We start from the raw sequence: 22,199 nt of genomic DNA, 5'->3' as shown, positions 1-22,199 counted from the left end.
AACATGCCATGGGAAGAGCCCCTTCAGCAGATACTGGAATCCATCGAAGGACCGGTCGCAAAGATCGTCGCGGTGATCATCATCATCGCCACCGGCCTGGCGCTCGCCTTTGGTGACACGAGCGGCGGCTTCAGGCGGCTGATTCAGATCGTCTTCGGCCTGTCGATCGCTTTCGCGGCGAGTTCCTTCTTCCTCAGCTTCTTCTCGTTCGGCGGCGGAGCGCTCGTCTGATGGCCGATGTTCTGGAACATGCCGACGAGGTGCCGGGCTTCACCGTAACGGTCCACAGGGCGCTCACCGAGCACATCCTGCTCGGCGGTGCGCCGAGAAGCATCGCCATCATGAACGGGACTCTGGCCGGAGCTGTCGGCCTTGGCCTGCGTCTCTGGCTGGTTGGCCTCGCGATCTGGGCCGTCGGGCATTTCGTGGCGGTCTGGGCGGCGCGCCGCGATCCGCTCTTTGTCGAAGTTGGTCGCCGCCTAAGGAGCGGCCATGATGAACCTCGCCGAATACCGCCGCACCGCCAGCCGCCTTGCCGACTATCTGCCCTGGGCCGCCCTTGTCGCTGAGGGAATTGTTCTGAACAAGGACGGATCGCTGCAAAGGACCGCCCGGTTCCGCGGCCCCGATCTGGAATCCGCCGTCGCGGCCGAGCTTGTTGCCGTCACCGCGCGATTGAACAATGCCTTCCGCAGATTGGGGAGCGGCTGGGCGATCTTCGTGGAAGCGCAGCGCGATGAGGCCGCGACCTATCCGGACAGCCGCTTTCCCGATCCGGCCTCGGCTCTGCTGGAGGCGGAGCGCAAAGCCGATTTCGAGGAAAAGGGCAGCCATTTCATTTCCGGCTATTTCCTGACCTTCACCTATCTGCCGCCCGCCGAGGACGCAGCCCGTACCGAAACCTGGCTCTACGAGGGCCGCGAACGTTCCGGCGTCGATCCAAATGAGATCCTGCGCGCGTTTATCGATCGCACTGACCGTGTTCTCGCGCTGCTCGATGGCTTCATGCCGGAATGCTACTGGCTTAATGACAGCGAGACACTGACTTATCTCCATTCGACCATTTCAACCAACCGGCACCGCGTCCGCGTGCCCGAGACTCCGATATATCTGGATGCGCTGCTGGCCGATCAGCCACTGACCGGCGGTCTGGAGCCACAAATCGGCAATGCGCATCTGCGCATTCTGACCATTGTCGGCTTTCCGACAGTCACGACGCCCGGAATTCTCGACGAACTGAACAGACTGGCTTTTCCCTATCGCTGGTCGACGCGCGCGATCCTGCTCGACAAGACCGACGCCATCCGGCTGTTGACGAAGATCAGGCGGCAATGGTTCGCCAAGCGCAAGAGCATCGCGGCGATCTTGAAAGAGGTGATGACCAACGAGGCTTCCGTCCTCATCGATACCGACGCCGCCAACAAGGCCGCCGACGCGGACATCGCGCTTCAGGAACTCGGTGCCGATTATGCTGGCATGGCCTATGTCACTGCGACGATCGCCGTCTGGGATGCCGATCCGCGCCTCGCCGACGAAAAGCTCAGGCTTGTCGAAAAAATCATCCAGGGCCGCGACTTCACAGCAATGGTTGAGACCATCAACGCCGTCGATGCCTGGCTCGGCTCGCTGCCGGGTCATGTTTACGCCAATGTGCGGCAACCTCCTATCTCGACACTCAATCTCGCCCACATGATCCCCCTTTCCGCCGTGTGGGCGGGGCCGGAACGGGACGAGCACTTCGACGCCCCCCCTTGCTTTTCGGCAAGACCGAAGGCTCGACCCCGTTCCGGTTTTCCCTTCATGTCGGTGATGTCGGCCACACACTCGTGGTCGGGCCGACCGGTGCGGGCAAGAGCGTCTTGCTCGCCTGCATGGCGCTCCAGTTCCGGCGCTACGAGCGGAACCAGATCTTCGCTTTCGATTTCGGCGGCTCAATCCGGGCCGCAGCAGTCGCCATGGGCGGCGACTGGCATGATTTGGGTGGCGATCTCACCGAAGGAGACGAATTCTCTGTCTCGCTCCAGCCGCTCGCGCGCATCCATGACATGCCCGAACGCGCCTGGGCGGCCGACTGGATCGTCGCCATCCTGATGCGCGAAGGCATCGCGATCACGCCTGATGTCAAGGAGCATATCTGGACTGCGCTGACCTCGCTCGCCTCGGCACCGGTCGAAGAGCGCACCATCACCGGCCTGACGGTGTTGCTGCAGTCGAACGGTCTGAAGCAGGCTCTCCGGCCTTATTGTGTCGGTGGTCCCTATGGCCGGTTGCTCGATGCCGAAACCGAGCATCTGGGTAGCGCATCCGTGCAAGCTTTCGAGATCGAGGGTTTGGTCGGCACTGGTGCCGCCCCAGCGGTCCTGTCCTACCTCTTCCATCGGATCGGAGACCGCCTGGACGGCAGACCGACGCTCCTCATCATCGACGAGGGCTGGTTGGCGCTAGATGACGATGCTTTCGCCGGCCAGCTCCGCGAATGGCTGAAGACGCTCCGGAAGAAGAACGCCAGCGTGATCTTCGCCACGCAAAGCCTCTCGGACATCGATAATTCAGCCATCGCTCCCGCGATCATCGAAAGCTGCCCGACGCGGCTGCTGCTACCGAATGAGCGTGCTATCGAACCGCAGATCACCGCCATCTATCGCCGGTTTGGGTTGAACGACCGTCAGATCGAGATCCTCGCGCGCGCCACGCCGAAAAAGGACTATTACTGCCAGAGCCGCAGGGGAAACCGCCTGTTCGAACTGGGCCTTTCCGAAGTCGGCCTGGCGCTCACGGCCGCATCTTCGAAATCCGACCAGTCCGCCATCGCCCGCGTCTTCGCCGAGCACGGCCGCGACGGCTTCCTTGCAGCCTGGCTTCGCCATCGGGGCGTCGATTGGGCTGCCGACCTCATTCCGGACCTCGCCAATCTCATCCCCCAGCCCGACAAGGAGGCTCAACCGTGAAGACTCGTCATTCCCATGCGGCGCTGTTTGCCGCTTCCTTTCTCACCCTCTCAGGTCCCGCTTCGCTGGTGCTGACGCCGCCGGCTTCCGCTGCCTGGATTGTCTACGACCCGACAAACTATGCGCAAAATCTGCTGTCCGCAGCCCGCGCTCTGGAGCAGATCAACAACCAGATCACCAGCCTGCAAAACGAAGCGCAGATGCTGATCAACCAGGCGCGCAATCTCGCCAGCCTGCCATATTCGTCGCTCCAGCAAATCCAGCAATCCGTTCAGCGCACGCAGCAGCTTCTGTCCCAGGCGCAGAACATCGCGTTCGACGTCGGCCAGATCGACCGGGCGTTCCAGTCGAAATATGCCAATGTCTCGCTTTCGGCCACCGACGCGCAGCTTATCGCCGATGCCAAGGACCGCTGGAAGAACAGTGTCGGCGGCCTTCAGGATGCCATGCGCGTGCAGGCCACCGTCGTCGGCAATATCGACACTAACCGTACCGAGATGTCGCAACTGGTAGGCCAGAGCCAGAGTGCGACCGGCGCGCTCCAGGCCACGCAAGCCGGCAACCAGCTTTTGGCGCTCCAGTCGCAGCAGCTCTCCGACCTGACGGCGCTGCTTGCCGCCAATGGCCGCGCCACCGCACTTACCGAGGCCGAACGCGCTGCCGCCGCTGAACAGGGCCGCGTGCAGCGCCAGCGCTTCCTGACGCCGGGCTCCGGCTACACGCAAGGCAATGCCAAGATGTTCAACTGAGGAGGAGGCCATGGACGGCAAACTGCCGGCCCGGCTGGGTGCCATTGTCGTTGTCGCCGTCGCGATTACCGCGACTACAACCGAGATGCTCAGAAAAAGAGAGAACCCCGCGCCATCGATACGATCCCAGGCAGCGGTCGACGCGCAGGAAGATCCGCTTCGCCTCGCCCAGCGCCGGTGCCAGCAGCTTGGGCAGGCCGCCACGAGCGATGTTGAATGCCTGCGCGTCTGGGCACAAACCCGCGACCGCTTTCTCGGCAGGACATCTGTGCGGGCGGCCCCACAAGCCACCGAAGGGCGGTGAACCATGGGCGGCAGCGGTGTCATCGACAATTTCCTTGGTGTTTTTACCTCCTATATCGATAGCGGGTTCGGCCTTCTCGGTGGCGAGGTCGCCTTCATCGCCACCACGCTGATCGTTATCGATGTGACGCTGGCTGCCCTGTTCTGGAGCTGGGGCGCCGATGATGACATCATCGCCCGCCTCATCAAGAAGACCCTGTTCGTCGGGGCATTCGCCTACATCATCGGCAATTGGAACAATCTGGCACGGATTGTCTTCGAGAGTTTCGCCGGCCTCGGCCTGCAAGCCTCCGGGACCGGCTTCAGCGCCGCCGATCTGATGTGTCCCGGCCGGGTAGCGCAGGTCGGCCTTGATGCCGGCCGCCCGCTGCTTGAATCCATTTCCGATCTCATGGGATGGGTGAGTTTCTTCGAAAACTTCATCCAGATCGCCTGCTTGCTCTTCGCCTGGGCGCTCGTGATCCTCGCCTTCTTCATTCTGGCGATCCAGCTCTTCGTCAGCCTGATCGAATTCAAGCTGACCACGCTGGCCGGGTTCGTGCTGATCCCATTCGGCCTCTGGGGCAAGACCGCCTTCATGGCAGAGCGCGTCCTGGGAAACGTCGTTTCCAGCGGCATCAAGATTCTGGTTCTCTCCGTCATCATCGGCATCGGCTCGACCCTGTTCAGCCAGTTCACCGCAGGCTTCGGTGGTGCCATGCCGACGATCGACGATGCGATGGCGATCGTACTGGCCGCGCTTTCCCTGGTCGGTCTCGGTATTTTCGGACCGGGCATAGCCAATGGTCTCGTTTCCGGCGGCCAGCAACTCGGCGCCGGTGCGGCTGTTGGCACCGGTCTTGCCGTCGGTGGTGCGGCGCTGGCGGCTGGCGGGGCGGCTGGTCTGGCCCTTCGCGGTGGTGCCGCGGCGCTTTCCGGCGGAGCAGTCGCTGTGCGGGGTGGAGCGGCTGCCGCGGGCGCTGCCTCGACCGCCTACAGCCTCGGCTCTATGGGGCATACTGGTGCGGCCAGCGTTGTATCCGGCCTCGGCGGGGTAGGTCGCGCGGCGGGTTCAGCCGCAGTGTCGCCGCTCAGGCGCGCCGCTGCCCGCGCCGCAGACAGCGTCAAAGCCAACTTCTCGGAAGGCGTGAAGGACGGCTTCGTTGTAACCGGCGGCTCTTCCACGCTCGGTACCGTGGGCGGTGCCGCTGCCGCCAGCGATCCATCCTTTGCCGCTGCCTCAGCGACTTCTCACGACGGTGCTCCTGACTGGGCTAGGCGCATGAAACGCAGCCAGCACTTCAGCCACGGTGTTTCCGCCGCCGCCCACGCCATCCGTTCCGGTGACAGCCATGGCGGCGGCTCTTCCGTCAACCTTCAATCAAGTGATCCATCATGATCTTCTTCAAACGACCGGCAACCCATTACGGCAAGACGCCACAACCCGAGACTCCCTATCAGAGAGCCGCGCAGGTATGGGACGAGCGCATCGGCTCCGCGCGCGTCCAGGCCAAAAATTGGCGCTACATGGCATTCGGTTGCCTCATTCTTTCGGCGGGTTTCGCCGCCGCGCTGGTCTGGCAATCCGCCAGAGGAACAGTCGTGCCCTGGGTGGTTGAGGTCGACAAGCTCGGTCAGGCCCAGACCGTCGCCGCTGCCACGGCTAGTTATCAGCCAACCGACCCACAAATCGCGTGGCATCTGGCGCGGTTCATCGAGCAGGTCAGGAGCATTCCCGCCGATCCGATCATTGTCCGCCAGAACTGGCTGCGCGCCTATGACTGGACGACCGACCGGGGAGCGGCGGCGCTGAACGACTATGCGCGCAGCAACGACCCGTTCACCAAGGTGGGCAAGCAGCAGATCGCCGTCGAAATCTCATCCGTCATCCGGGCATCGCCGGACTCCTTCCGCGTGGCGTGGATCGAGCGCCATTATGAGAATGGCCAGCTCTCCACGACTGAACGCTGGACGGCCATCCTGACCATCGTGATCCAGGCGCCACGCGACGCTGACAGGCTGAAGGCCAATCCGCTCGGCATCTACGTCAATGCCATCAACTGGTCGCGGGAGATGGGCCAATGATCGCTATGACCCGCATCTCCGCAATCCCGCCTTTCCGTAAATCCGCCTTGGCGCTTATCCTTCTTTCCGGGACTGCTCTGGCCGGCTGCGCTACGCCGCAAAAGCCACCGCAGATTAGCTATGACGCCAGTGTCCCGCCCTTGCCAGCGGTGCCCACACCAGCTGTCGAGCAGCGGCCGCGCGCTCTGCATATTCCTCCAGCTTGGAAGGTGGCGCGGGGAGGGACCGCGTCCGGCACGGCGACAGGCCGTGTCGAAAACGCCAACGCGGCGGCCCGCGTGGAGCCGCGTCGTGAAGGGTATTACAACGCAATTCAGATTTATCCGTGGAGCGAAGGCGCGCTCTATCAGGTCTATGCCGCGCCAGGCCAGATTACCGATATCGCGCTCGAACCGGGCGAAAGCCTGACCGGCGCGGGACCGATCGCTGCCGGAGATACCGCTCGCTGGATCATCGGCGACACCGAGAGCGGCAGCGGCACGACGCGGCGCGTCCATATCTTCGTGAAGCCGACGAGGCCGGACATCTCCACCAACCTTGTCGTGACGACGGACCGGCGCGTCTACATGATCGAGCTGCGGTCAGGCGAGAAGCCCTATATGCCGTCGGTTGCCTGGGCCTATCCTCAGCCGCCCGCCAGCCAGCGCCGGGCCGTCCCCGCCACGCCGATCATTCCGACCATCACAGCAAGGAACTATCGCTACGGTCTGACTGGCGACAATCCACCCTGGAGGCCCGTTTCGGTCTATGATGACGGGCGCCGGGTCTATGTCGAGTTCCCACGCGGCATCGTGCAAGGTGAGCTTCCGCCGCTGTTCGTCATCGGGCCGGAAGGCGAGGCCGAAATCATCAACAGCCGCATCCATCAGAATGTCTTGATCGTCGACCGTCTGTTCGGTGCCGCGGAGCTGCGCCTGGGCGGCAAGCGGCAGCAGACCGTGAGGATCGTGCGCACCGATGGGACGGTGAGAGGCGGTCCACTCTCTTGGCTGCAAAGCTCCGGCGGAGTTTCGAAACCGGTGAACGCTTGGCCTCATAGGGGAGGGCAGGGCAGATGACCGGGAATGATATTGAAAAGGAAGCCGTACCAACGCCAACCGGTTCAGTCGCGGACTCCACAGCTCCTATGAGACTGCGCGCCGAGATACCGCGCGTCACCCGACTGTCCCGCAAAGTGCTGACCTGCATTGGTGTCATCGCGGGTCTCGGTATAGGCGGTACGCTGATTTACGCTCTTCAGACCCGCAGTTCCGGTCCCGGCGGGGAAGAACTCTATTCCACGGAGAACAGGCAAACGGCGGACGGGCTTGCAGGTCTGCCACGCGACTACACCGGCCCGGTTCTCGGACCACCGCTGCCAGGAGATTTAGGACGGCCTATTCTCAACGCGCAGAACCGTGGCCAGCCCGTGCCGCCATCTCCTGTGACGGCGCCGGCCGTCGATCCCGCTGAGCAACGCAGACTGGCGGAGGAAGAGGCCGCGAGAACCTCCCGTGTCTTCTTCCAGAGCGAAACCCGGCCTGGATCTGGCGCTACCGCGCCGGACGCCGCCCCATCGCTCAATCTCGCTGGCCTCGACCTTGCCGGCCAACTCGGCTCCCCATCGGTGCAAGATCGCCAGCTCGCATTTCTGAATGCGGCAATCGACCGCCGCACCGTCGCGCCCGATCGCGTCATGCCGCCTACATCGCCCTATGTCCTTCAGGCTGGCTCCGTCATCCCGGCCGCCCTCATCACCGGCATCCGCTCCGATCTGCCTGGGCAGGTCATCGCCCAGGTCACGCAGCATGTTTACGACAGCCCGACTGGTCGCATTCTGCTCGTGCCACAGGGCACCCGCATCATTGGCCAATACGACAACAATGTCGGCTTCGGGCAGCGTCGCGTCCTTCTGGTCTGGAACCGGCTCATATTCCCCAACGGCCGGTCCATCGTCCTCGAACGCCAGCCGGGCGCCGATATGCAAGGTTATGCCGGTATCGAGGATGGTGTCGACTATCACTGGTGGGATATGGCGAAGGCCGCCGGTCTCTCCACGCTGCTCTCAGTTGGCGCGGAGCTTGCCATGGATGATGAAGACCGGCTGGTGCGGGCAATCCGCAATGGCGCGCAGGATACGATCAACGATGCCGGCCAGCAGATTATCCGCCGCCAGTTGCAGGTCGCACCGACGCTGACGATCCGGTCGGGGTTTCCTGTTCGGGTGGTGGTGATGCGCGATCTCACACTCGAACCATATGAAGGCACATGATAATGCAACTAAAGCTCGATCCGACTTTTCAGAATGAGCTATGGTCAAGCGAATTCTAGAATTGCCCCTATTGTTCCACCGTCTAATATTACTGAGTGCCGTGGTTGATGCGCCCGATCCGTTTGAGCAATTCGGGTTCCCATTCCTCGACCGTCTTTCCGGCGATGGCCTCCTTTAGCCGCGCGGCCTGCGAGGCGGCGTGGGATTTCATTCCCCAGTCGCTGAGGCATTCGAGGATGACCAGTTCCCAGATGGCGCGCTCGCGTGGGCTGCTTTCGCTGCCCCTTGCGCCATCGAGCAATTGCATGGCGGCGGCGAAATCGCCTTCCTTGCCCTTTTCGCGGGCTGTGCGGACAACCGATTGCAGGTCGCCGCCGACCATTGCCGCTGAATCGGAAGCGCCATTGCCGGAATCGGGATGAAATCCCGCGCGGCGGTCCGTATCCGCGCGATTTCCCAGCCATTGCCGGGCATCCGGCGTCAGGATGGGGGAGCCGTCGGTGAAACAAAGCGGCTCCAGGCCCGGCAGGCTCGACGCAAAGCGCTGGGTCTCGCTGCGGATCGCCTCGGCAGCCTCCACCCTTCCGCAGGCGCGGGCGAGGCGATAGGCAAGCATCTGCCCTTCCAGCCAGAAGGGCTGCAGATGACAACTGCGCTCCAGCTTCTGCACGATATCAGCACCGGCCTGCCCGCGTTCCGCCGCGATGCGGTAGCCTTCGGCCACATCCTCCGAAACCGGCTGCAGAACGGTGCGGGAGCCGCTTTTAATCGGCGGGAGCGAGGTGATGCCATACCAGGTTGCGTAACGACGGAGCCGGTAGGAGAGCGGGTGACCGGCGTCCTGGCCGAGCAGAAAATCGGCCACGACCGTCAGGCTCTGCTTGAGCGCGCGCTCATTGCCAGTATCGAGCCGCAAGCTTTCCGGACGGGGTGCAGGCGTTTCGGGTGCGCGAAGGGCGGTAGCCGTAGCGGATGAGGAAGAATCCGGATGTTTCGCCACAGCCGGCTGCGATTTGGGCGGCGGCGCCTCCTCTTTCGCGGCGGCTTCGAGGCGTGCGGGGAGAATGGCGAACCGGATGCCGAGGTCGGGCGCGGTTTCCGCGAAGATGGCGGAGCAGCACTCGATGGCCGAGGCGGTCGCGGCAATCTCGTTCGGTTCCAGATGCTCGTCCTGCGCGATGGCCTTGGAAATGAAACCTTCCAGCAGATCGCCAATGCGGCCGATTTCACGAGCCCGGACCCGCCCGGCGGGGAATGCGCTCTTGCCCCAGAGCGTCATGAAGCGCGCTACAAGCGCCGCGGCGAGCGGCGCCCGTGCAGGCACCGTGCTGTGCGGCAGGCATTGCAGCAGGATGGCGAGCAGCCGGAGGTCCTTGGTGCGCTCGCGTGTCAGAAGCTCGCACTGCTCGGCCAGCCAGTTCCAGCGGATCTGCCCGTGGGCGAGTGTTCCCCGCTTCATCATCTCGGTCTCGATGTCCTGGAATTCCTCCCAGTCATCGGGCTGCATCCCTTGCGGCTGCGCCCCCGGCACATCTGCGCCGACGGCGATCATCCACGGATGCGTATCGACCCATCCCAGGCCGGTCAGATAATCGGCCGGCCTGTTCTCGTCCCCCGCCATCATAATTGTTCCGGTAGTTTGATCGTGCTGAGCGGGCGGGTGGCGAAGGGGTTCTCCGTCGCGGACATGCGGACGCGGTACTTGACCTTGCCTCCGCCGACGTTGAAGCTCAGATCGACGCTCTCCGGCTTCACATCGCTGATCTGGGCCTTGTCGAACAGGCGATAGCTTGACCACAGGCCCTGGAAGGAGAGCCCCGCCGTGCCGGAGACGCCGCCGGTGCCGAAAACCGAAACCTGGCTCATATCCTGCTTGCTGGACAGCGCATTGGGCCAGAGGATGCCGATGGGCCTTGTCGGGCCGTGGCTGTAGGGCACGAGCTGCCCTTCGATGTTGAGCACCGCGCGCGACATCTTCCCGGAGAGGCTCAAGGGTTCCACCGTGTAGCGAAGCGTCGGAACGCCTTCGGTATCGAAGAAGATATCCCTTATGCGCCGCACGGAATTGACCTGCTTCAGGAATTCGTCGCTGACGGCGAGGCTCTGGCCGTCGATGACCACGGGCTCGCCGGTATGTTCATTGATGAAGGTCTTCAAATGCTGGTCGAAGAAGGAGTCGAAATCCCCCTTCGGTCCGAAGAACTGCTGGAACTCCTGCAAGGTCACTTCGTCCCGCGCGTTGGTATTGAAGGGATAGCGCGGCGCGAGCGTCACGTTGAACGTCCGGTAGACATTATCCTGCCAGACCGTCTGCAGATCATGCTTGGCGGCGGCCAGGACGACGGTCCAGCTGTTGTCGGCCAATTGCGTGAAGAACTTGCTGAAGGGCTGGGGCAGGTTCGCTCCGGTCCGCCGGATGATGTAGATCGGATCGTCGCCCTGCAGCTTGGCGCGCTCCTGTGCTTTCTCCAGCGCGACCGGCTTGCTCGACAGGCGCTCTTCGCTCTGGATGGTGTGAACGTAGGTTTCAAGCCCGCCGAGCGTCCCCATCAACTCTTCGAAGAAAGGCTTCTCCTTGTCGCCTGCGGTCACAATCCGCGACAGGTCGGCGAAGGCACGCGCGATGCGCAGGCCGTGCTCGCGGTTCTTGTCGAAGGCGATCTCCGTTTTCGGCTGCTCCGCGTTCTGGTCGACCGGCTTGGCGTCGTAGATTTCGGTCTGGTTCTTCACCAGCATCAGCAGGCGGCCAAAGGGATTTGCCGGGCCGTTGATTTCCTCCAGCACGCGCGTGGCATCGTCGAGATTGCGGAAATCGACGATGTTGAGGCCATTCAGGCCGTTCGACCAAGCATTGATATAGTCGGTTGCATAGCGGTGGCGGATCTTGTCGCGGAACGCTTCGAGATCCTCCGGCGAATATTTCACATGCTCGCGCTCGCCGATGACCCATGCATCCTCGACGGCAATGACCGAGAGGCTGTCGTTCTTGGGAACGAAGAACTCATGGAAACCGCGCTTGGTGAAGAAATAGGGAATGACGATGTCAGGCTGGGTGCGCACGCCGGCATCGCCCTTCTGCTTGAAGACGATGTCGAAGCTCGGCCCGATTTCCCGCCGGAAACCGATGCCACCCGGCACTTGACGCTCGGAGAGCGCCTGCAGGCTGCGGTAGAGGCGGACATCCCTCGGCACTTCACGCAGGGCCGACTGCGTGGCGGCAACGGCCTGCCGGTCGATCGGCACTTCGATGCGGTCGGTGTCGAGCGCATATTCGAGATGGCGCAGCAAATCTCCCTGGACTGGAGCTGCGCCTTCGAAGCGCTGCTGCCAGTTCGCCTGCATCCACGCAACGATCGCCTTGCGGCCGAGGCTGGCGGTCTCACCGCTGGAGTCGAGTTCCCGGCGGCGCTGCAGATCGCCAAGCAGCAGATAGACGCGCAGCGCGTCGAGGCGCTGGTCGCTCGTCGCGGTCTCCTTCGACTGGCCGAGCCGGTCCATTTCCTTTTTCACTTGTAGCGCAAGCGTTGGCACGAAGCGCTGGCGCAGGAGTTCCTCATAGGCCTCCTCCACCTTCGGCCCCACGCGGCGCCCCTGATAAAGCGTGAGGTAGCGGCGCGCATCGGCCTTGTCCTTCCAGCCGGGGAATTCCTGGTTGGCGGCGGCGATGGCGTTGAGGGCCGGCAGGAACTGGGCCTCGTCCTTGGCGTCTTCCGGTTTCGCGTCGCGCGGCAGCTTCACGAAATCGCGGCTGGTGGCCAGAATATTGGCGGCGCGGGCGGAATTGTCCTGCATCGCCTCCTTCAGGAGGAAGCCGAAGATGAGAAGGCCGAGCACGCTGGCAAGGATCGTGCCGTTGAGCGCCAGCCGCTTGCGGCGCTCCACCGCCTTGTTGTCCCCGGCAAGACCGGCCTCGCGGAAAATGACGCGGGAGAACACATTCTCGGCGAAGAAGCGGGTCGAGTGGCCGGAATAGGCCGGCAGGATCGGCGCGAACATATGATAATCGCGCGCCACGCGGGCCAGCAGCGCATTGAAAGGAACGCCTTGCTGCTTCACCGAGGTGAAATAGATGCCGCGCACCAGCGGCGGCGTCGAGAACTTGTCGGAATGCAGCGCACGCTTCAGGAATTCCCCGGCGATCGGCCCGAGTGAGGCAAGCTCGCGCGAGAAAACATAGGTGTTGCGGCGGGTTTCCGTATCGCGCTGGATATAGAGGCGGTCGATGATATCGTCATTTACCCGCTTGATGAAGCCCTCGAACTGCTGGTCGAAGCTTTCGATCCACTGATCGGCGTTTACCTCGTCAAAAATGGGGAAGGAGAAGCCCAGCGGCTGTTCGCGCTCCTGCCTGGAAAATTGCGCGAAGAAATCCTTGAAGCCGGCGAGCCGGTCGAGCTTGGTCATGACCACATGGACCGTGAAGCGCGTCCCCAAGCGCTCGGCGATCTCCACGAGCTTGCCGTGAATGTCGGCGGCGAGATTGGTGCGGGTTTCATCGGTTGCACGCACGAGTTCGGTGGCATCGACGCACAGCACAACGCCGTTAATCGGACGCCGCGGGCGATATTCTACGAGCAGGTCGAGAAAGGCCGACCAGAGGCGGCGCTTGCCGTCGGGCGCGTTGAGGCTTCCGTCCGCGCCTTCTTCCGGCGCCTGCTGCTCGCTTCCCTCATCCTTCAAGGAGCGCCCGAGCCAGCTTCCCGGCATGTCGAAAAGGACGCTGTCGCTGGTCACCCAATATTGCGGCAGGCCGGTCGAGCGGGCCGTCTTGACGTCGCCATCGTTGAGAAGATGGCTCAGCGGAAACTTGAGGTCGGATTCGATGATCAGCGAGGTCTTGCCGCTGGTGGCGGGGCCGAGCACCAGATACCAGGGCAAGGCGTAGATGGAGCGGCCGCCGCGCTCCCGCCCGGTCCATTTCTCGCGGATGGTCTGCATCGCATTGCGGAAGGACTGGCGCAGCAGCAGGATCTGCTCTTCCACCTGGTCGCGCGGCTTCTCAACCATCTCGCGCTTCGCCTTCGGCTTCTCCCGCGCCGCGCGGCGCGCCATGAAGAAATTGTTGATCCCCCAGAGCACCACCAGCACACCGATGGCGATGACCCGGTTCGTCACCGGTCCGAACGGCGCATAGTCCACATATTGGAAGCGCGGGCCGTAGAACCAGATGAACAGGCTCAAGGCGATAAGAACGCCCGTCCAGACGAACAGGCCGGATCTGACGGTCGAAAGAAGTTTTCTGAGGAACTGGGAGAGGAGACTTCTCATGTTCTGGCCTGTTTGTGGGAAAACGGAATATTGAGAATTAATGGATGGGCCTGCGAAAGATGACGCCTGAGAGAAGTGCGCCGCACCGCAGATCGCTGGGATCGGAATAAACTTATCCGAAAGGATTCCCCAGAGCGGGCGGTCAATCTGCCTTCGTGCCGAATGCCAGTGCGAACACCTCGGAGCATCATGGGAAACGGGCAAACCACCCGGTTTGAAGGCGGGACTTGGGACAAGAGTCGTGCATTATCCTCACCACACAGATAGCTAACATCTCGCCCCCCGGTAGTGGAAAGCGAGTCAAGTCATCTCAGTCAAATCAGGAAGAGTGCACAACCGATGAAAGAAATCTACCCCTCAAATTTGCGGGTTTTCAAAAGGGTGCAGAGCATGTAAGGCTTAGCTGGAATGCGGCGGAATCAAGGTTGCTTTGGGATGGCCGGGTGGTTTCATGGGGTAAATGCAGCATAAATTGCGATTTACTGCGGCATTCTTCCTCTTTTCTCGAAGAATACTTGATCTGCAAAATGAACTATGACGTAACGGAAAGTAATCGACCGTAACAACTTACAGTATAGTATTGTGAAAACTTGACGTAAGGTCAATCTGAGCGTCAATAACTCTTTTTGGTTGAAGAGGGGATCTAATGTCCAAAGAAGGCTCCGTCGCTCCCAAGGAGCGGATTAATATCCGGTATGTTCCGGCCACGCTCGGCCAGCAGGCGGAGGTGGAACTGCCGCTGCGCGTGATGGTTCTGGGCGATTATCTAGGGCGCCCCGATGGCACGCCGCTTGAGGACCGGCAGGTTCTGTCGGTCGACAAGAATACTTTCGCCTCCGTCATGGAGGAGGCCGGTCTCGGGCGCGAGTTCACCGTCGAGAACAAGCTTTCCGACGACGCGGAGAATGATCTCAAAGTCTCGCTGCAGTTCAAGTCGCTTAAGGATTTCGAGCCCGATTCCGTTGCGCAGCAGGTTCCGGAGCTGAAGAAGCTCATCGAACTGCGCGAGGCGCTCGTCGCGCTCAAGGGGCCGCTCGGCAACATCCCGGCCTTCCGCCGCCGCCTTCAGCAGCTTCTCGATGATGAGCAGAGCCGCGAGCGTCTGCTGAAGGAACTGAATTCCATCGAGGAAATCACGCCTGTCATCGGCGATACGCCCGCTGAATAGCCCGGGCCGAGGGCGCCGACCTTGAATTATTTCAATTCTGATGAGGTTCATATCATGAACACCGCGATACTGTCGAATGCGGAGAAGCAGGCATCCCTGGCCGAGGCTCCTGGCGGCGATTCCCTGCTGGCGCAGATCATGGAGGAAACCCGCCTCCAGCCGGGCGAGGAGAGTTATGACATCGCCTTGAAGGGAGTCGAAACCTTCATCGCCGATCTGTTGAAATCCAACCGCACGGAAGAGCGGATCAATAAATCGGTGGTAGACCGCATGATCGCCGAGCTCGACCGCAAGATCGGCAAGCAAGTCGATGCGATCATCCACCACGCGGATTTCCAGGAGATGGAATCCGCCTGGCGCTCGCTGAAGCTTCTCGTCGACCGGACGGATTTCCGCGAGAACATCAAGATTGATGTCCTGCCGGTTTCCAAGGAAGACCTGCTGGAGGATTTCCAGACCGCGCCGGAGATCGTGCAGTCAGGTCTCTACAAGCATGTTTATTCTGCGGGCTACGGCCAGTTCGGCGGTGAGCCGACCGGGGTGATGATCGCCAATTACAGCTTCGGCCCGTCCGCGCCGGATGTAAGGCTGCTGCAATATGTGTCAGCGGTGGGCGCGATGGCGCATGCGCCGTTCATTTCAGCCGCCGCACCGGAAATGTTCGGCGTCAGTTCTTATGTCGATCTGCCATCGATCAAGGAGCTTTCGGCTGTCTATGAAAGCCCGCGCTTCCGCAAGTGGAACGCGCTGCGCGAGACCGAGGACGCCCGCTATCTCGGCCTGACCGGCCCGCGCTTCCTGCTGCGCCAGCCCTACGATCCGCTCGACAACCCGACGCGCAGCTTCGTTTACGAGGAAAATGTCGTCGAGGCGCACGACAATTATCTCTGGGGCAACACCGCTTTCCTGATGGCGACGCGCATCACGGAGAGCTTCGCCAAGTTCCGCTGGTGCCCGAACATCATCGGCCCGCAGAGCGGCGGCGCGGTTTATGATCTGCCGGTGCATGTCTATGAGGCGCTCGGCCAGCTCGAAGCCAAGATTCCGACCGAAGTGCTCATCACCGACCGCCGCGAATTCGAAATGGCCGAGATGGGCTTCATCGCACTCACCATGCGCAAGGGCTCCGACAATGCGGCGTTCTTCTCGGCCAATTCCATCCAGAAGCCGAAGCGCTTTCCCAACACCAGGGAAGGCAAGATGGCCGAGACCAATTACAAGCTCGGCACGCAGCTGCCCTACATGTTCATCATCAATCGCCTGGCGCATTACATCAAAGTGCTGCAGCGCGAGCAGATCGGCAGCTGGAAGGAGCGCGAGGATCTCGAGCGCGAGCTGAATGTCTGGCTCAAGCAATATGTGGCCGACCAGGAAAACCCGCCCTCCGACGTCCGCAGCCGCCGTCCGCTGCGCGCCGCGCATGTCGAGGTCGCCGATGTCGAAGGCGATCCGGGCTGGTATCAGGTCTCCCTCAAGGTGCGTCCGCACTTCAAATATATGGGCGCGAACTTCGAGTTGTCGCTCGTCGGCAAGCTCGACAAGGGCACGACAGGCTCGGACGTCGCGGTGTAATCGATGGCATCGGGCCGGTCAGGCAATTCCAAAGCAGGCAAATCCAGCGCGATCTGGGACTCCCGTTCACGGGTCGCGGCGGGCAGCCTCTTCGATCGGCTCCTCCTCGACGAGGAGGAACTCGAGGTCTCGCCTTCGGCCGATGCGACGGATTCGCTGCTGCGCTCCATCCAGCGCAATCTGGAGCGCATTTTGAACACCCATGCCGGTGGCGCCGCTGCGAACCCGCAGGTCGGTGTCACCGACTTCAACGACGGCACGATCTCCTCCAATGACGTGTCGAAGCATATCACGGCGTCGATCGATTATTGCATCCGCACGTTCGAGCCGCGCATCGGGGATGTCCGTGTCGAGCATGCGCCCGATCCGTCGCAGCCATTGCAGCTTCGGTTCACCATCGTGGCATCCATCAAGGTCGCAAGCACGAACGAGCAGATCCGCATCGACATGGCGATGCGTGACGGTCGGTTCCATCAGATAGGGTAAGCGGCCAGTGGGTAATCTGTTCCAGGACGAGATCAGCTATTTGAGGGATGTGGGCCGGGAGTTTTCACGGCTCAATCCAAAGCTGGCGAAATATCTGTCGGAAACCAGCACCGACCCGGATGTCGACCGGCTGATGGAGGGCTTCGCCTTCCTCACGAGCCGCGTTCGGGAAAAGATAGAAGACGAGATGCCGGAATTCACCTATTCCGTCATTTCGCTGCTCTGGCCGAATTTCCTACGCGCCTTCCCGCCGGCCGTGCTCATGAAATTCACGCCGGTCGATCGCTCGATCACGGAAAGGCAGATGATGCCGCGCGGGACGGAGATTCTGTCCAGGCCGGTGCAGGGCTATGAATGTCCGTTCCGGACCACTGCCGATTGCCCCGTCTACCCGCTGGAAATCGCCAGTTCGCAACTGGAGAGAACGCGCGACAGCGCCCGCATCCGCATCTTTTTCGAGACATTGTCCGGTTTGCCGCTTGGGCAGATCAAGCTGAGGGATCTGCGGCTGACCTTCGCGGGCGATTTGCCGGTCAGGCAGATGCTGCATCTGTGGACCGGCCGGTATCTCAAGGGCATGCGGGTGGTGTTCAAAAGCGGCGAAAGCAGGCGCATCAACCACCGCGAAAACCTCCAGCCTATCGGCTTCTCCAGCGCGGAAGCGATCCTGCCGCAGAACACCACGGCTTTCGAGGGCCACCGCCTGCTCCAGGAATATTTCGTGTTCCCGGACAAGTTCTATGGCTATGACCTCGTCAAGCTGGACCAGATTTTCAACGGATCGGACGATACGGAATTCGAGCTGGAGCTGGAATATGAGCGCCCGCTGCCCAATGACGTGAAACTGCGTCCCGACAGCATCCAGCTCTATTGCATCCCCGCCGTAAACCTGTTCGAGGCGGATGCGGATCCGCTCATCGTCGATCATCGCAAGGTCAGCTACCGCGTCCGGCCCCATGGTGTCGATCCCGAGAAGATCGAGATATTCTCCATCGACCGGGTCGGCAGCCATTTCGCTTCCGCTGACGAAGCCCGGCTGTCCGTCGCGCGCACCTATCCCGCATTCGAATCCTTCGAACACGAGATCGGCGAGGGCCGGCACGGCGAGCAGGTCTATTACCGCCAGCGCGCCAAAAAATCGCTGCGCCTCAGCGGCTTCGAGCACGAGATCTCCTTCGTGCTGCACAATTCCGAGCACGCGGTTCCCCCCGAGGAATCTTTGTCGATGCAGCTCAGCTGCTTCAATCGCGGCATTGCCGCCGAGCTTGGCGTCGGGGACATCGGCGTTCCCACCGAGAATTCGCCGGTCTTCGTCACCTATGCCAACATCACCCGCCCGACCGCGCCGGTCTATCCGCCGCTGGACGGCACGCTGAACTGGAACCTCATCTCCAACCTGTCGCTCAACTATATGTCGCTGCTGGACCGCGATGCGCTGGCCGCGATCCTGTCTGTCTACGATTATCGCAGCCTGACCGACCGCCAGGCGGAGCGCGCGGCGCGGCAGCGCCTCGAAGGCATTCGCAAGCTCACCACGACGCCCTTCGACCGCCTCTTCAAGGGGTTGCCCATTCGCGGGCTCAAGTCGCGCATGGTGATGCGCGAGAGCAGCTTTCAGACCGAGGGGGAGATGTATCTCTTCGCCAGCGTACTTGCGGAGTTCTTCGCGCTCTACTCAACAGTCAACTCCTTCCACGAACTTGAAGTTCTGGGCGAGGAAAACGGGGAAATCTACAAATGGCCGGCAAGGATCGGGCGACAGCCGCTGATCTAGGCGGCCATCTCGAGCAGGAAGCCAATCGCTACGCCTTCTTCCAGGCGGTGGAGCTTATCCAGAACCGGCTCGACGGTGGGCGGGAGGTGGGCACGCACGATCTGGCGGCGGATGAAAAAGTGTTCTTCGAGGTAGTCCATAACCTCGCTTTTCCGCTGTCGGATGTGGTTTCCATCAAGCGGCTGTCCCATGACGAGGCGCGCGGCAACGATGCGTCCGCCAGCCGGTTCAAAATGTCCGTGAGCTTCCTCGGCCTCCACGGCTCCGGCTCGCCGCTGCCGTCCTATTACGCCGAAAGAATCGCGCAATATGATGCCGAAGGCTCTGTTATCAAAGGGTTCCTGGACTTTTTCCATAACCGCGTGATCGGCCTGCTGCATCGGTCGTGGCGGAAATTCCGCTATTACCGGCGCTATAAGCCTGGCGGCGAGGACAAGTTCTCCTCCTGGATATTTTCACTGTTCGGCCTCGGTGATGCCAAGACAAGGGCAGAGACCAATATCTATTGGCCGCGCCTTCTTTGTTTCGCCGGCATGCTGTCGACGCGGAACCGTTCGCCGGCCATGCTTTCGGCGGTTATCGCCCACGCCTTCAATCTGGACGCGGTGGAGATCGAGGAGTGGGTCAAGCGCAAGGTGCCGATTGCGGCGGACCAGATCACGCGGCTTGGCCAGATGAACTCGGCCCTCGGCCAATCCTTCATCCTCGGCGACCGTACGCCTGACGTGCAGGGCAAGATCCGTATCGTCATCCGCAACCTGACCTTCGAACGGTTTCAGGATTTCCTGCCGCACGGCAAGGATTTCAAGCCATTGCGCGGCCTCGTCGAGTTCATGCTGCGGGACCAGCTTGCCTATGACCTGAAGCTCGGCCTGCTGCCGCGCGAAGCCCATCCTCTCACTCTACGCTCCGACAGCGCCAGCCGGCTCGGCTGGTCCTCCTTCCTCGGCGACCGGCGCTTCGAAGAAATGCGCGACGTCATCATTCAGGTCCGGAGCTGAACCATGAAAGGCCTGGCTCGATGCGCCTGATGCTGATGATCAATAACACCAGCCTGCTGGACGGCGGGACGAAGGCGACGGCGGTGTTTGGCGAGGCCGGCGGCCTGGTCGGCGCGGCGGCGGAGGCGGACTGGGTGCTGTCGGACCGCGGCGGATCAGTTGCGGACCAGCACTTGCGGGTGCTGCATGTGGACGGCTTCTTCTGCCTCGAAATCCTGTCGGATCGCGGCATCAGGGTCAATGGCGCGACGCAGGCGGTCGGGCGCGGCGAATCCTTCCGCGTCACGGATGGCGATGTGCTCGGTATTGGCCAGTTCGAGGTCAGCGCCTATGTCACCGTCAGCCTGGACGAGGATGCGGAGCAGAGCCATGGGGAGCGCTGGGCGCAGCGCTTCATCTCCGTGGGTTCGCTGGTGGGTGACGCGCGGGAGGAGGAATTCTCCGGCAACAATCTCTTTGATTCAAAAATCATGCGCAAGGACGGCAACATCGCGCTGCGGGAGCGCCTCGAGCGCGCGCAGCACGTCGATCCGGTGTCTCTTCTGGAAGAGCAGAACACGGGCCGCGCGCGAACCGGCCGGGATCCGGTCGCCGCGTTCGACAAGGAATGGAACAGGGAAGGGGACGCCATGGCATCCACACTCGGAGACTATCTGAACATCGAGCCGGAAGAAGCAAGCCACGCTTCCATCCCGGACGATCTGCAGCCTTCGTCGCAATATTTTGCGCCGCCGAAGGCCCGCCGGGTCGACGGCCAGAGCGAACGGGAGCAGCCCATGAGCGGGAATGCCGCCCGGCGCGACACCGCGCAGGACGATATGGACGCCTATCTGGCAATGCTCGCCGCATCGGCGGGAAACCAGACGACGGCGCGTCCGTCCACCCGCGATGTCGTCATCCGCGACCGCTGGCTCGGCGAGGTCGAAACCGATGAGTCCCAGGAGCAACTGGTCGATCACGTCGTATTGCGCCCGCTCTGTCATGCGCTGGGCCTGCCGATCCAGTCGATGACCGTGCCGCAGGCCGATCAATTGGCGCGCGATATCGGCGAGGCGCTGAAAACCGCGATAACAGGCCTGATGGAAGCGCATAAGCGCGAATTGTCCCAGCGCAGCAATCTGGCGGAAACGCATCTCCATGCGATCGAGGACAATCCGCTGCGTCTCGACCAGTCGGTGGAAGATGTGTTGCGCGATTTGTTCCTGAACCGGAGCCCCGTCCACCTTTCGGCAAGTTCGGCCATCGGCGAGAGCCTCACCTTGCTGCGCTATCATCAGGAAGCGAGCGAGGCGGCTTCGGAAGCGGCGCTCGACGCGGTGCTGCAGGCCCTTGCGCCCCTCGCGCTCGCCAAGCGCTTCCTGAAATACAAGGGGCACGCGCCGCGCTCCGGCGATCTCGATGCATGGCACTGGACCATGTACCAGCACTATTACGCGGAGATGCGCTCCAGCCATCAGGGCGGTCTCTCCCGCATGTTCTGGGAAGTCTATCGCCAGGTCTACGACCGCGAAATGCGCCAGCGCTCCAAGGAGATTTGAGGGTCATGCGTTCATTCGCCGGGGGAGCATGCATTGCGCTGCTGTGCGGCCTGTTGACGGCCTGCACGCCAGCCAAGACGGTCGAAGCGGTCAGCAAGATGAGCAAGATCGCCATGAATCCCGACATGCCGATCGGAGAGCCGAAGGACCAGCCTTCGAAGGCGACGATCACGCTTTACGAGGATCCGGGCGTCAACCGGAATGCCGATGGCCAGACCGCGCCCGTCGATGTCTGGGTGTTCCAGCTTTCCGATGACGGCAAGCTCATGACCTCGGACTTCATGAGCCTGTCGCAGGATCCCAAGGCCACGCTCGGCACCTCCTATGTGAGCCACAAGGAAAAACAGGTCGCGCCGGGGCAATCCGAGATTCTCTCCACATGGGAACTCGACAAGGAAACCAGCTTCATCGGCGTCGCCGTCGGCTATCAGGCCATCGACATGGTGAATTGGCGCACCGCGGAAAAGGTCAACGCCACGGGCGAGAATTACAACATCCTCATTCCGATCCGGGCAAAGGGCGTCTCCGTGCAGGTGCATCGATGAGCTTCGTTGGAGAGCAATCATGAATGTCTTATTGAGCGAACCGCTGCATGGCGAGCGTCAGGATGTGTCGTTCTCGTTCTGGAGCGAAGGGGCGCAGTCGCTCGGTCTTGCCGACGACATCTTCGCCGTGACCGCCTTTTGCGCCGACGAGGCCGTGGGTGGGCTGACGCGGGCGGAGATATCGCTGGTCAGCCGCAATGGCGAGATCGACCTGTCGGCGCTCATCGACCGCAAGGCGACATTGACCATCCACCATAAATATCTCGAAGCGCCCCGGCATTTCTCCGGCGTCGTCGCCTCGATCGCGCGCGGCGACGAGGGCCATCACCGCACCGCCTATCATGTGGTGCTGCTGCCGGCGCTGCACCGGCTCGACCATGGCTCGGACAGCCGCATCTTCCAGAATGTTTCGGTGCCCGACATCATCCGCACGGTGCTGAAGGAATGCGGCGTCGAGGATGTCAAATGGCAGCTTTCGGGCAAGCATCTGGCGCGCGAGTTCTGCGTGCAGTACCGCGAGACGCATCTGGCC

General features: G+C 62.0%; 17 protein-coding genes and 2 pseudogenes. 17 read left to right on the top strand and 2 right to left on the bottom strand.

Annotation, left to right across the window (positions count from 1 at the left end):
* The 9 genes and pseudogenes from C7477_RS17535 to C7477_RS17495 all read left to right on the top strand — a co-directional run.
* A partial coding sequence (locus C7477_RS17535) for a TrbC/VirB2 family type IV secretion system protein (RefSeq protein ID WP_110754528.1) occupies nucleotides 1-231 on the top strand: 231 nt, incomplete at its 5' end.
* A pseudogene (locus tag C7477_RS17530) lies at nucleotides 231-479 on the top strand (VirB3 family type IV secretion system protein); the annotation flags it as partial. The gene C7477_RS17535 and the pseudogene C7477_RS17530, both read left to right, overlap by 1 nt.
* A 13-nt stretch (nucleotides 480-492) precedes the next feature.
* A pseudogene (gene trbE, locus C7477_RS17525) lies at nucleotides 493-2,948 on the top strand (conjugal transfer protein TrbE).
* Entirely contained in the window at nucleotides 2,945-3,697 is a 753-nt protein-coding gene (trbJ, locus tag C7477_RS17520; protein WP_110754526.1) for a P-type conjugative transfer protein TrbJ, read from the top strand. Before trbE ends, trbJ begins: the two are co-directional and overlap by 4 nt.
* Nucleotides 3,698-3,707: 10 nt before the next feature.
* Entirely contained in the window at nucleotides 3,708-4,001 is a 294-nt protein-coding gene (gene trbK-alt, locus C7477_RS17515; RefSeq protein WP_110754524.1) for a putative entry exclusion protein TrbK-alt, read from the top strand.
* Nucleotides 4,002-4,004: 3 nt separating this feature from the next.
* Nucleotides 4,005-5,378 carry a P-type conjugative transfer protein TrbL gene (gene trbL / locus C7477_RS17510; RefSeq protein ID WP_110754522.1) on the top strand — a complete coding sequence of 458 codons (1,374 nt, stop codon included), beginning with the start codon at nucleotides 4,005-4,007 and terminating at the stop codon, nucleotides 5,376-5,378.
* Complete coding sequence (gene trbF / locus C7477_RS17505) at nucleotides 5,375-6,064, top strand: conjugal transfer protein TrbF (protein WP_110754520.1); 690 nt, start codon at nucleotides 5,375-5,377, stop codon at nucleotides 6,062-6,064. The genes trbL and trbF overlap by 4 nt, the downstream gene beginning before the upstream one ends.
* On the top strand, nucleotides 6,061-7,122 hold the full coding sequence (gene trbG / locus C7477_RS17500) for a P-type conjugative transfer protein TrbG (RefSeq protein WP_110754518.1): 1,062 nt from the start codon (nucleotides 6,061-6,063) through the stop codon (nucleotides 7,120-7,122). Before trbF ends, trbG begins: the two co-directional genes overlap by 4 nt.
* A complete protein-coding gene (locus C7477_RS17495; protein ID WP_110754516.1) occupies nucleotides 7,119-8,315 on the top strand; it encodes a TraB/TrbI/VirB10 family type IV secretion system protein in 1,197 nt (398 codons plus the stop codon). The genes trbG and C7477_RS17495 overlap by 4 nt, the downstream gene beginning before the upstream one ends.
* An 88-nt stretch (nucleotides 8,316-8,403) precedes the next feature.
* Here C7477_RS17495 and tssA read toward each other — a convergent pair whose 3' ends face one another.
* Both tssA and tssM read right to left on the bottom strand, forming a co-directional pair.
* A complete protein-coding gene (gene tssA / locus C7477_RS17490; RefSeq protein ID WP_110754514.1) occupies nucleotides 8,404-9,939 on the bottom strand; it encodes a type VI secretion system protein TssA in 1,536 nt (511 codons plus the stop codon).
* A complete protein-coding gene (tssM, locus tag C7477_RS17485) occupies nucleotides 9,936-13,583 on the bottom strand; it encodes a type VI secretion system membrane subunit TssM (protein ID WP_110754512.1) in 3,648 nt (1,215 codons plus the stop codon). Before tssM ends, tssA begins: the two co-directional genes overlap by 4 nt.
* Before the next feature lie 646 nt (nucleotides 13,584-14,229).
* Here tssM and tssB point away from each other — a divergent pair.
* The 8 genes from tssB to C7477_RS17445 form a co-directional block, all read left to right on the top strand.
* The gene (gene tssB, locus C7477_RS17480; protein WP_110754510.1) at nucleotides 14,230-14,751 is read left to right on the top strand and encodes a type VI secretion system contractile sheath small subunit; all 522 of its coding nucleotides are present in this window, start codon (nucleotides 14,230-14,232) and stop codon (nucleotides 14,749-14,751) included.
* A gap of 54 nt (nucleotides 14,752-14,805) precedes the next feature.
* The gene (gene tssC / locus C7477_RS17475; RefSeq protein ID WP_110754508.1) at nucleotides 14,806-16,323 is read left to right on the top strand and encodes a type VI secretion system contractile sheath large subunit; all 1,518 of its coding nucleotides are present in this window, start codon (nucleotides 14,806-14,808) and stop codon (nucleotides 16,321-16,323) included.
* A 3-nt stretch (nucleotides 16,324-16,326) separates the two neighbouring features.
* Complete coding sequence (gene tssE, locus C7477_RS17470; protein ID WP_110754506.1) at nucleotides 16,327-16,809, top strand: type VI secretion system baseplate subunit TssE; 483 nt, start codon at nucleotides 16,327-16,329, stop codon at nucleotides 16,807-16,809.
* 7 nt (nucleotides 16,810-16,816) lie between these two features.
* On the top strand, nucleotides 16,817-18,583 hold the full coding sequence (gene tssF / locus C7477_RS17465) for a type VI secretion system baseplate subunit TssF (protein ID WP_110754504.1): 1,767 nt from the start codon (nucleotides 16,817-16,819) through the stop codon (nucleotides 18,581-18,583).
* The gene (gene tssG, locus C7477_RS17460) at nucleotides 18,547-19,584 is read left to right on the top strand and encodes a type VI secretion system baseplate subunit TssG (RefSeq protein WP_110754501.1); all 1,038 of its coding nucleotides are present in this window, start codon (nucleotides 18,547-18,549) and stop codon (nucleotides 19,582-19,584) included. Before tssF ends, tssG begins: the two co-directional genes overlap by 37 nt.
* 29 nt (nucleotides 19,585-19,613) lie before the next feature.
* Nucleotides 19,614-21,122: a type VI secretion system-associated FHA domain protein TagH gene (tagH, locus tag C7477_RS17455; RefSeq protein WP_181418459.1), complete on the top strand. Its 1,509-nt coding sequence runs from the start codon at nucleotides 19,614-19,616 to the stop codon at nucleotides 21,120-21,122.
* A gap of 5 nt (nucleotides 21,123-21,127) precedes the next feature.
* Nucleotides 21,128-21,667: a type VI secretion system lipoprotein TssJ gene (gene tssJ / locus C7477_RS17450; protein WP_110754497.1), complete on the top strand. Its 540-nt coding sequence runs from the start codon at nucleotides 21,128-21,130 to the stop codon at nucleotides 21,665-21,667.
* A gap of 19 nt (nucleotides 21,668-21,686) precedes the next feature.
* Nucleotides 21,687-22,199 (top strand): contractile injection system protein, VgrG/Pvc8 family (locus C7477_RS17445; protein ID WP_281032554.1); only part of this gene is annotated, 513 nt, incomplete at its 3' end.

The sequence above is a fragment of the Paramesorhizobium leguminum genome (assembly GCF_003217235.1).
Lineage (GTDB): Bacteria > Pseudomonadota > Alphaproteobacteria > Rhizobiales > Rhizobiaceae > Paramesorhizobium > Paramesorhizobium leguminum.
Note: the sequence above shows the minus strand (reverse complement) of the source record. Positions and strands in the feature narration are given on the sequence as shown.

Bases quoted from the DNA above. Each gene is read 5' to 3' on its own strand.
- tssC (WP_110754508.1), top strand. From the start codon at position 14,806: ATGAACACCGCGATACTGTCGAATGCGGAGAAGCAGGCATCCCTGGCC.
- trbL (WP_110754522.1), top strand. From the start codon at position 4,005: ATGGGCGGCAGCGGTGTCATCGACAATTTCCTTGGTGTTTTTACCTCC.
- C7477_RS17495 (WP_110754516.1), top strand. From the start codon at position 7,119: ATGACCGGGAATGATATTGAAAAGGAAGCCGTACCAACGCCAACCGGT.
- tssG (WP_110754501.1), top strand. From the start codon at position 18,547: ATGGCCGGCAAGGATCGGGCGACAGCCGCTGATCTAGGCGGCCATCTC.
- trbF (WP_110754520.1), top strand. From the start codon at position 5,375: ATGATCTTCTTCAAACGACCGGCAACCCATTACGGCAAGACGCCACAA.
- trbK-alt (WP_110754524.1), top strand. From the start codon at position 3,708: ATGGACGGCAAACTGCCGGCCCGGCTGGGTGCCATTGTCGTTGTCGCC.
- tssJ (WP_110754497.1), top strand. From the start codon at position 21,128: ATGCGTTCATTCGCCGGGGGAGCATGCATTGCGCTGCTGTGCGGCCTG.
- tssE (WP_110754506.1), top strand. From the start codon at position 16,327: ATGGCATCGGGCCGGTCAGGCAATTCCAAAGCAGGCAAATCCAGCGCG.
- tssA (WP_110754514.1), bottom strand. From the start codon at position 9,939: ATGATGGCGGGGGACGAGAACAGGCCGGCCGATTATCTGACCGGCCTG.
- tssM (WP_110754512.1), bottom strand. From the start codon at position 13,583: ATGAGAAGTCTCCTCTCCCAGTTCCTCAGAAAACTTCTTTCGACCGTC.
- tagH (WP_181418459.1), top strand. From the start codon at position 19,614: ATGCTGATGATCAATAACACCAGCCTGCTGGACGGCGGGACGAAGGCG.
- tssB (WP_110754510.1), top strand. From the start codon at position 14,230: ATGTCCAAAGAAGGCTCCGTCGCTCCCAAGGAGCGGATTAATATCCGG.
- trbG (WP_110754518.1), top strand. From the start codon at position 6,061: ATGATCGCTATGACCCGCATCTCCGCAATCCCGCCTTTCCGTAAATCC.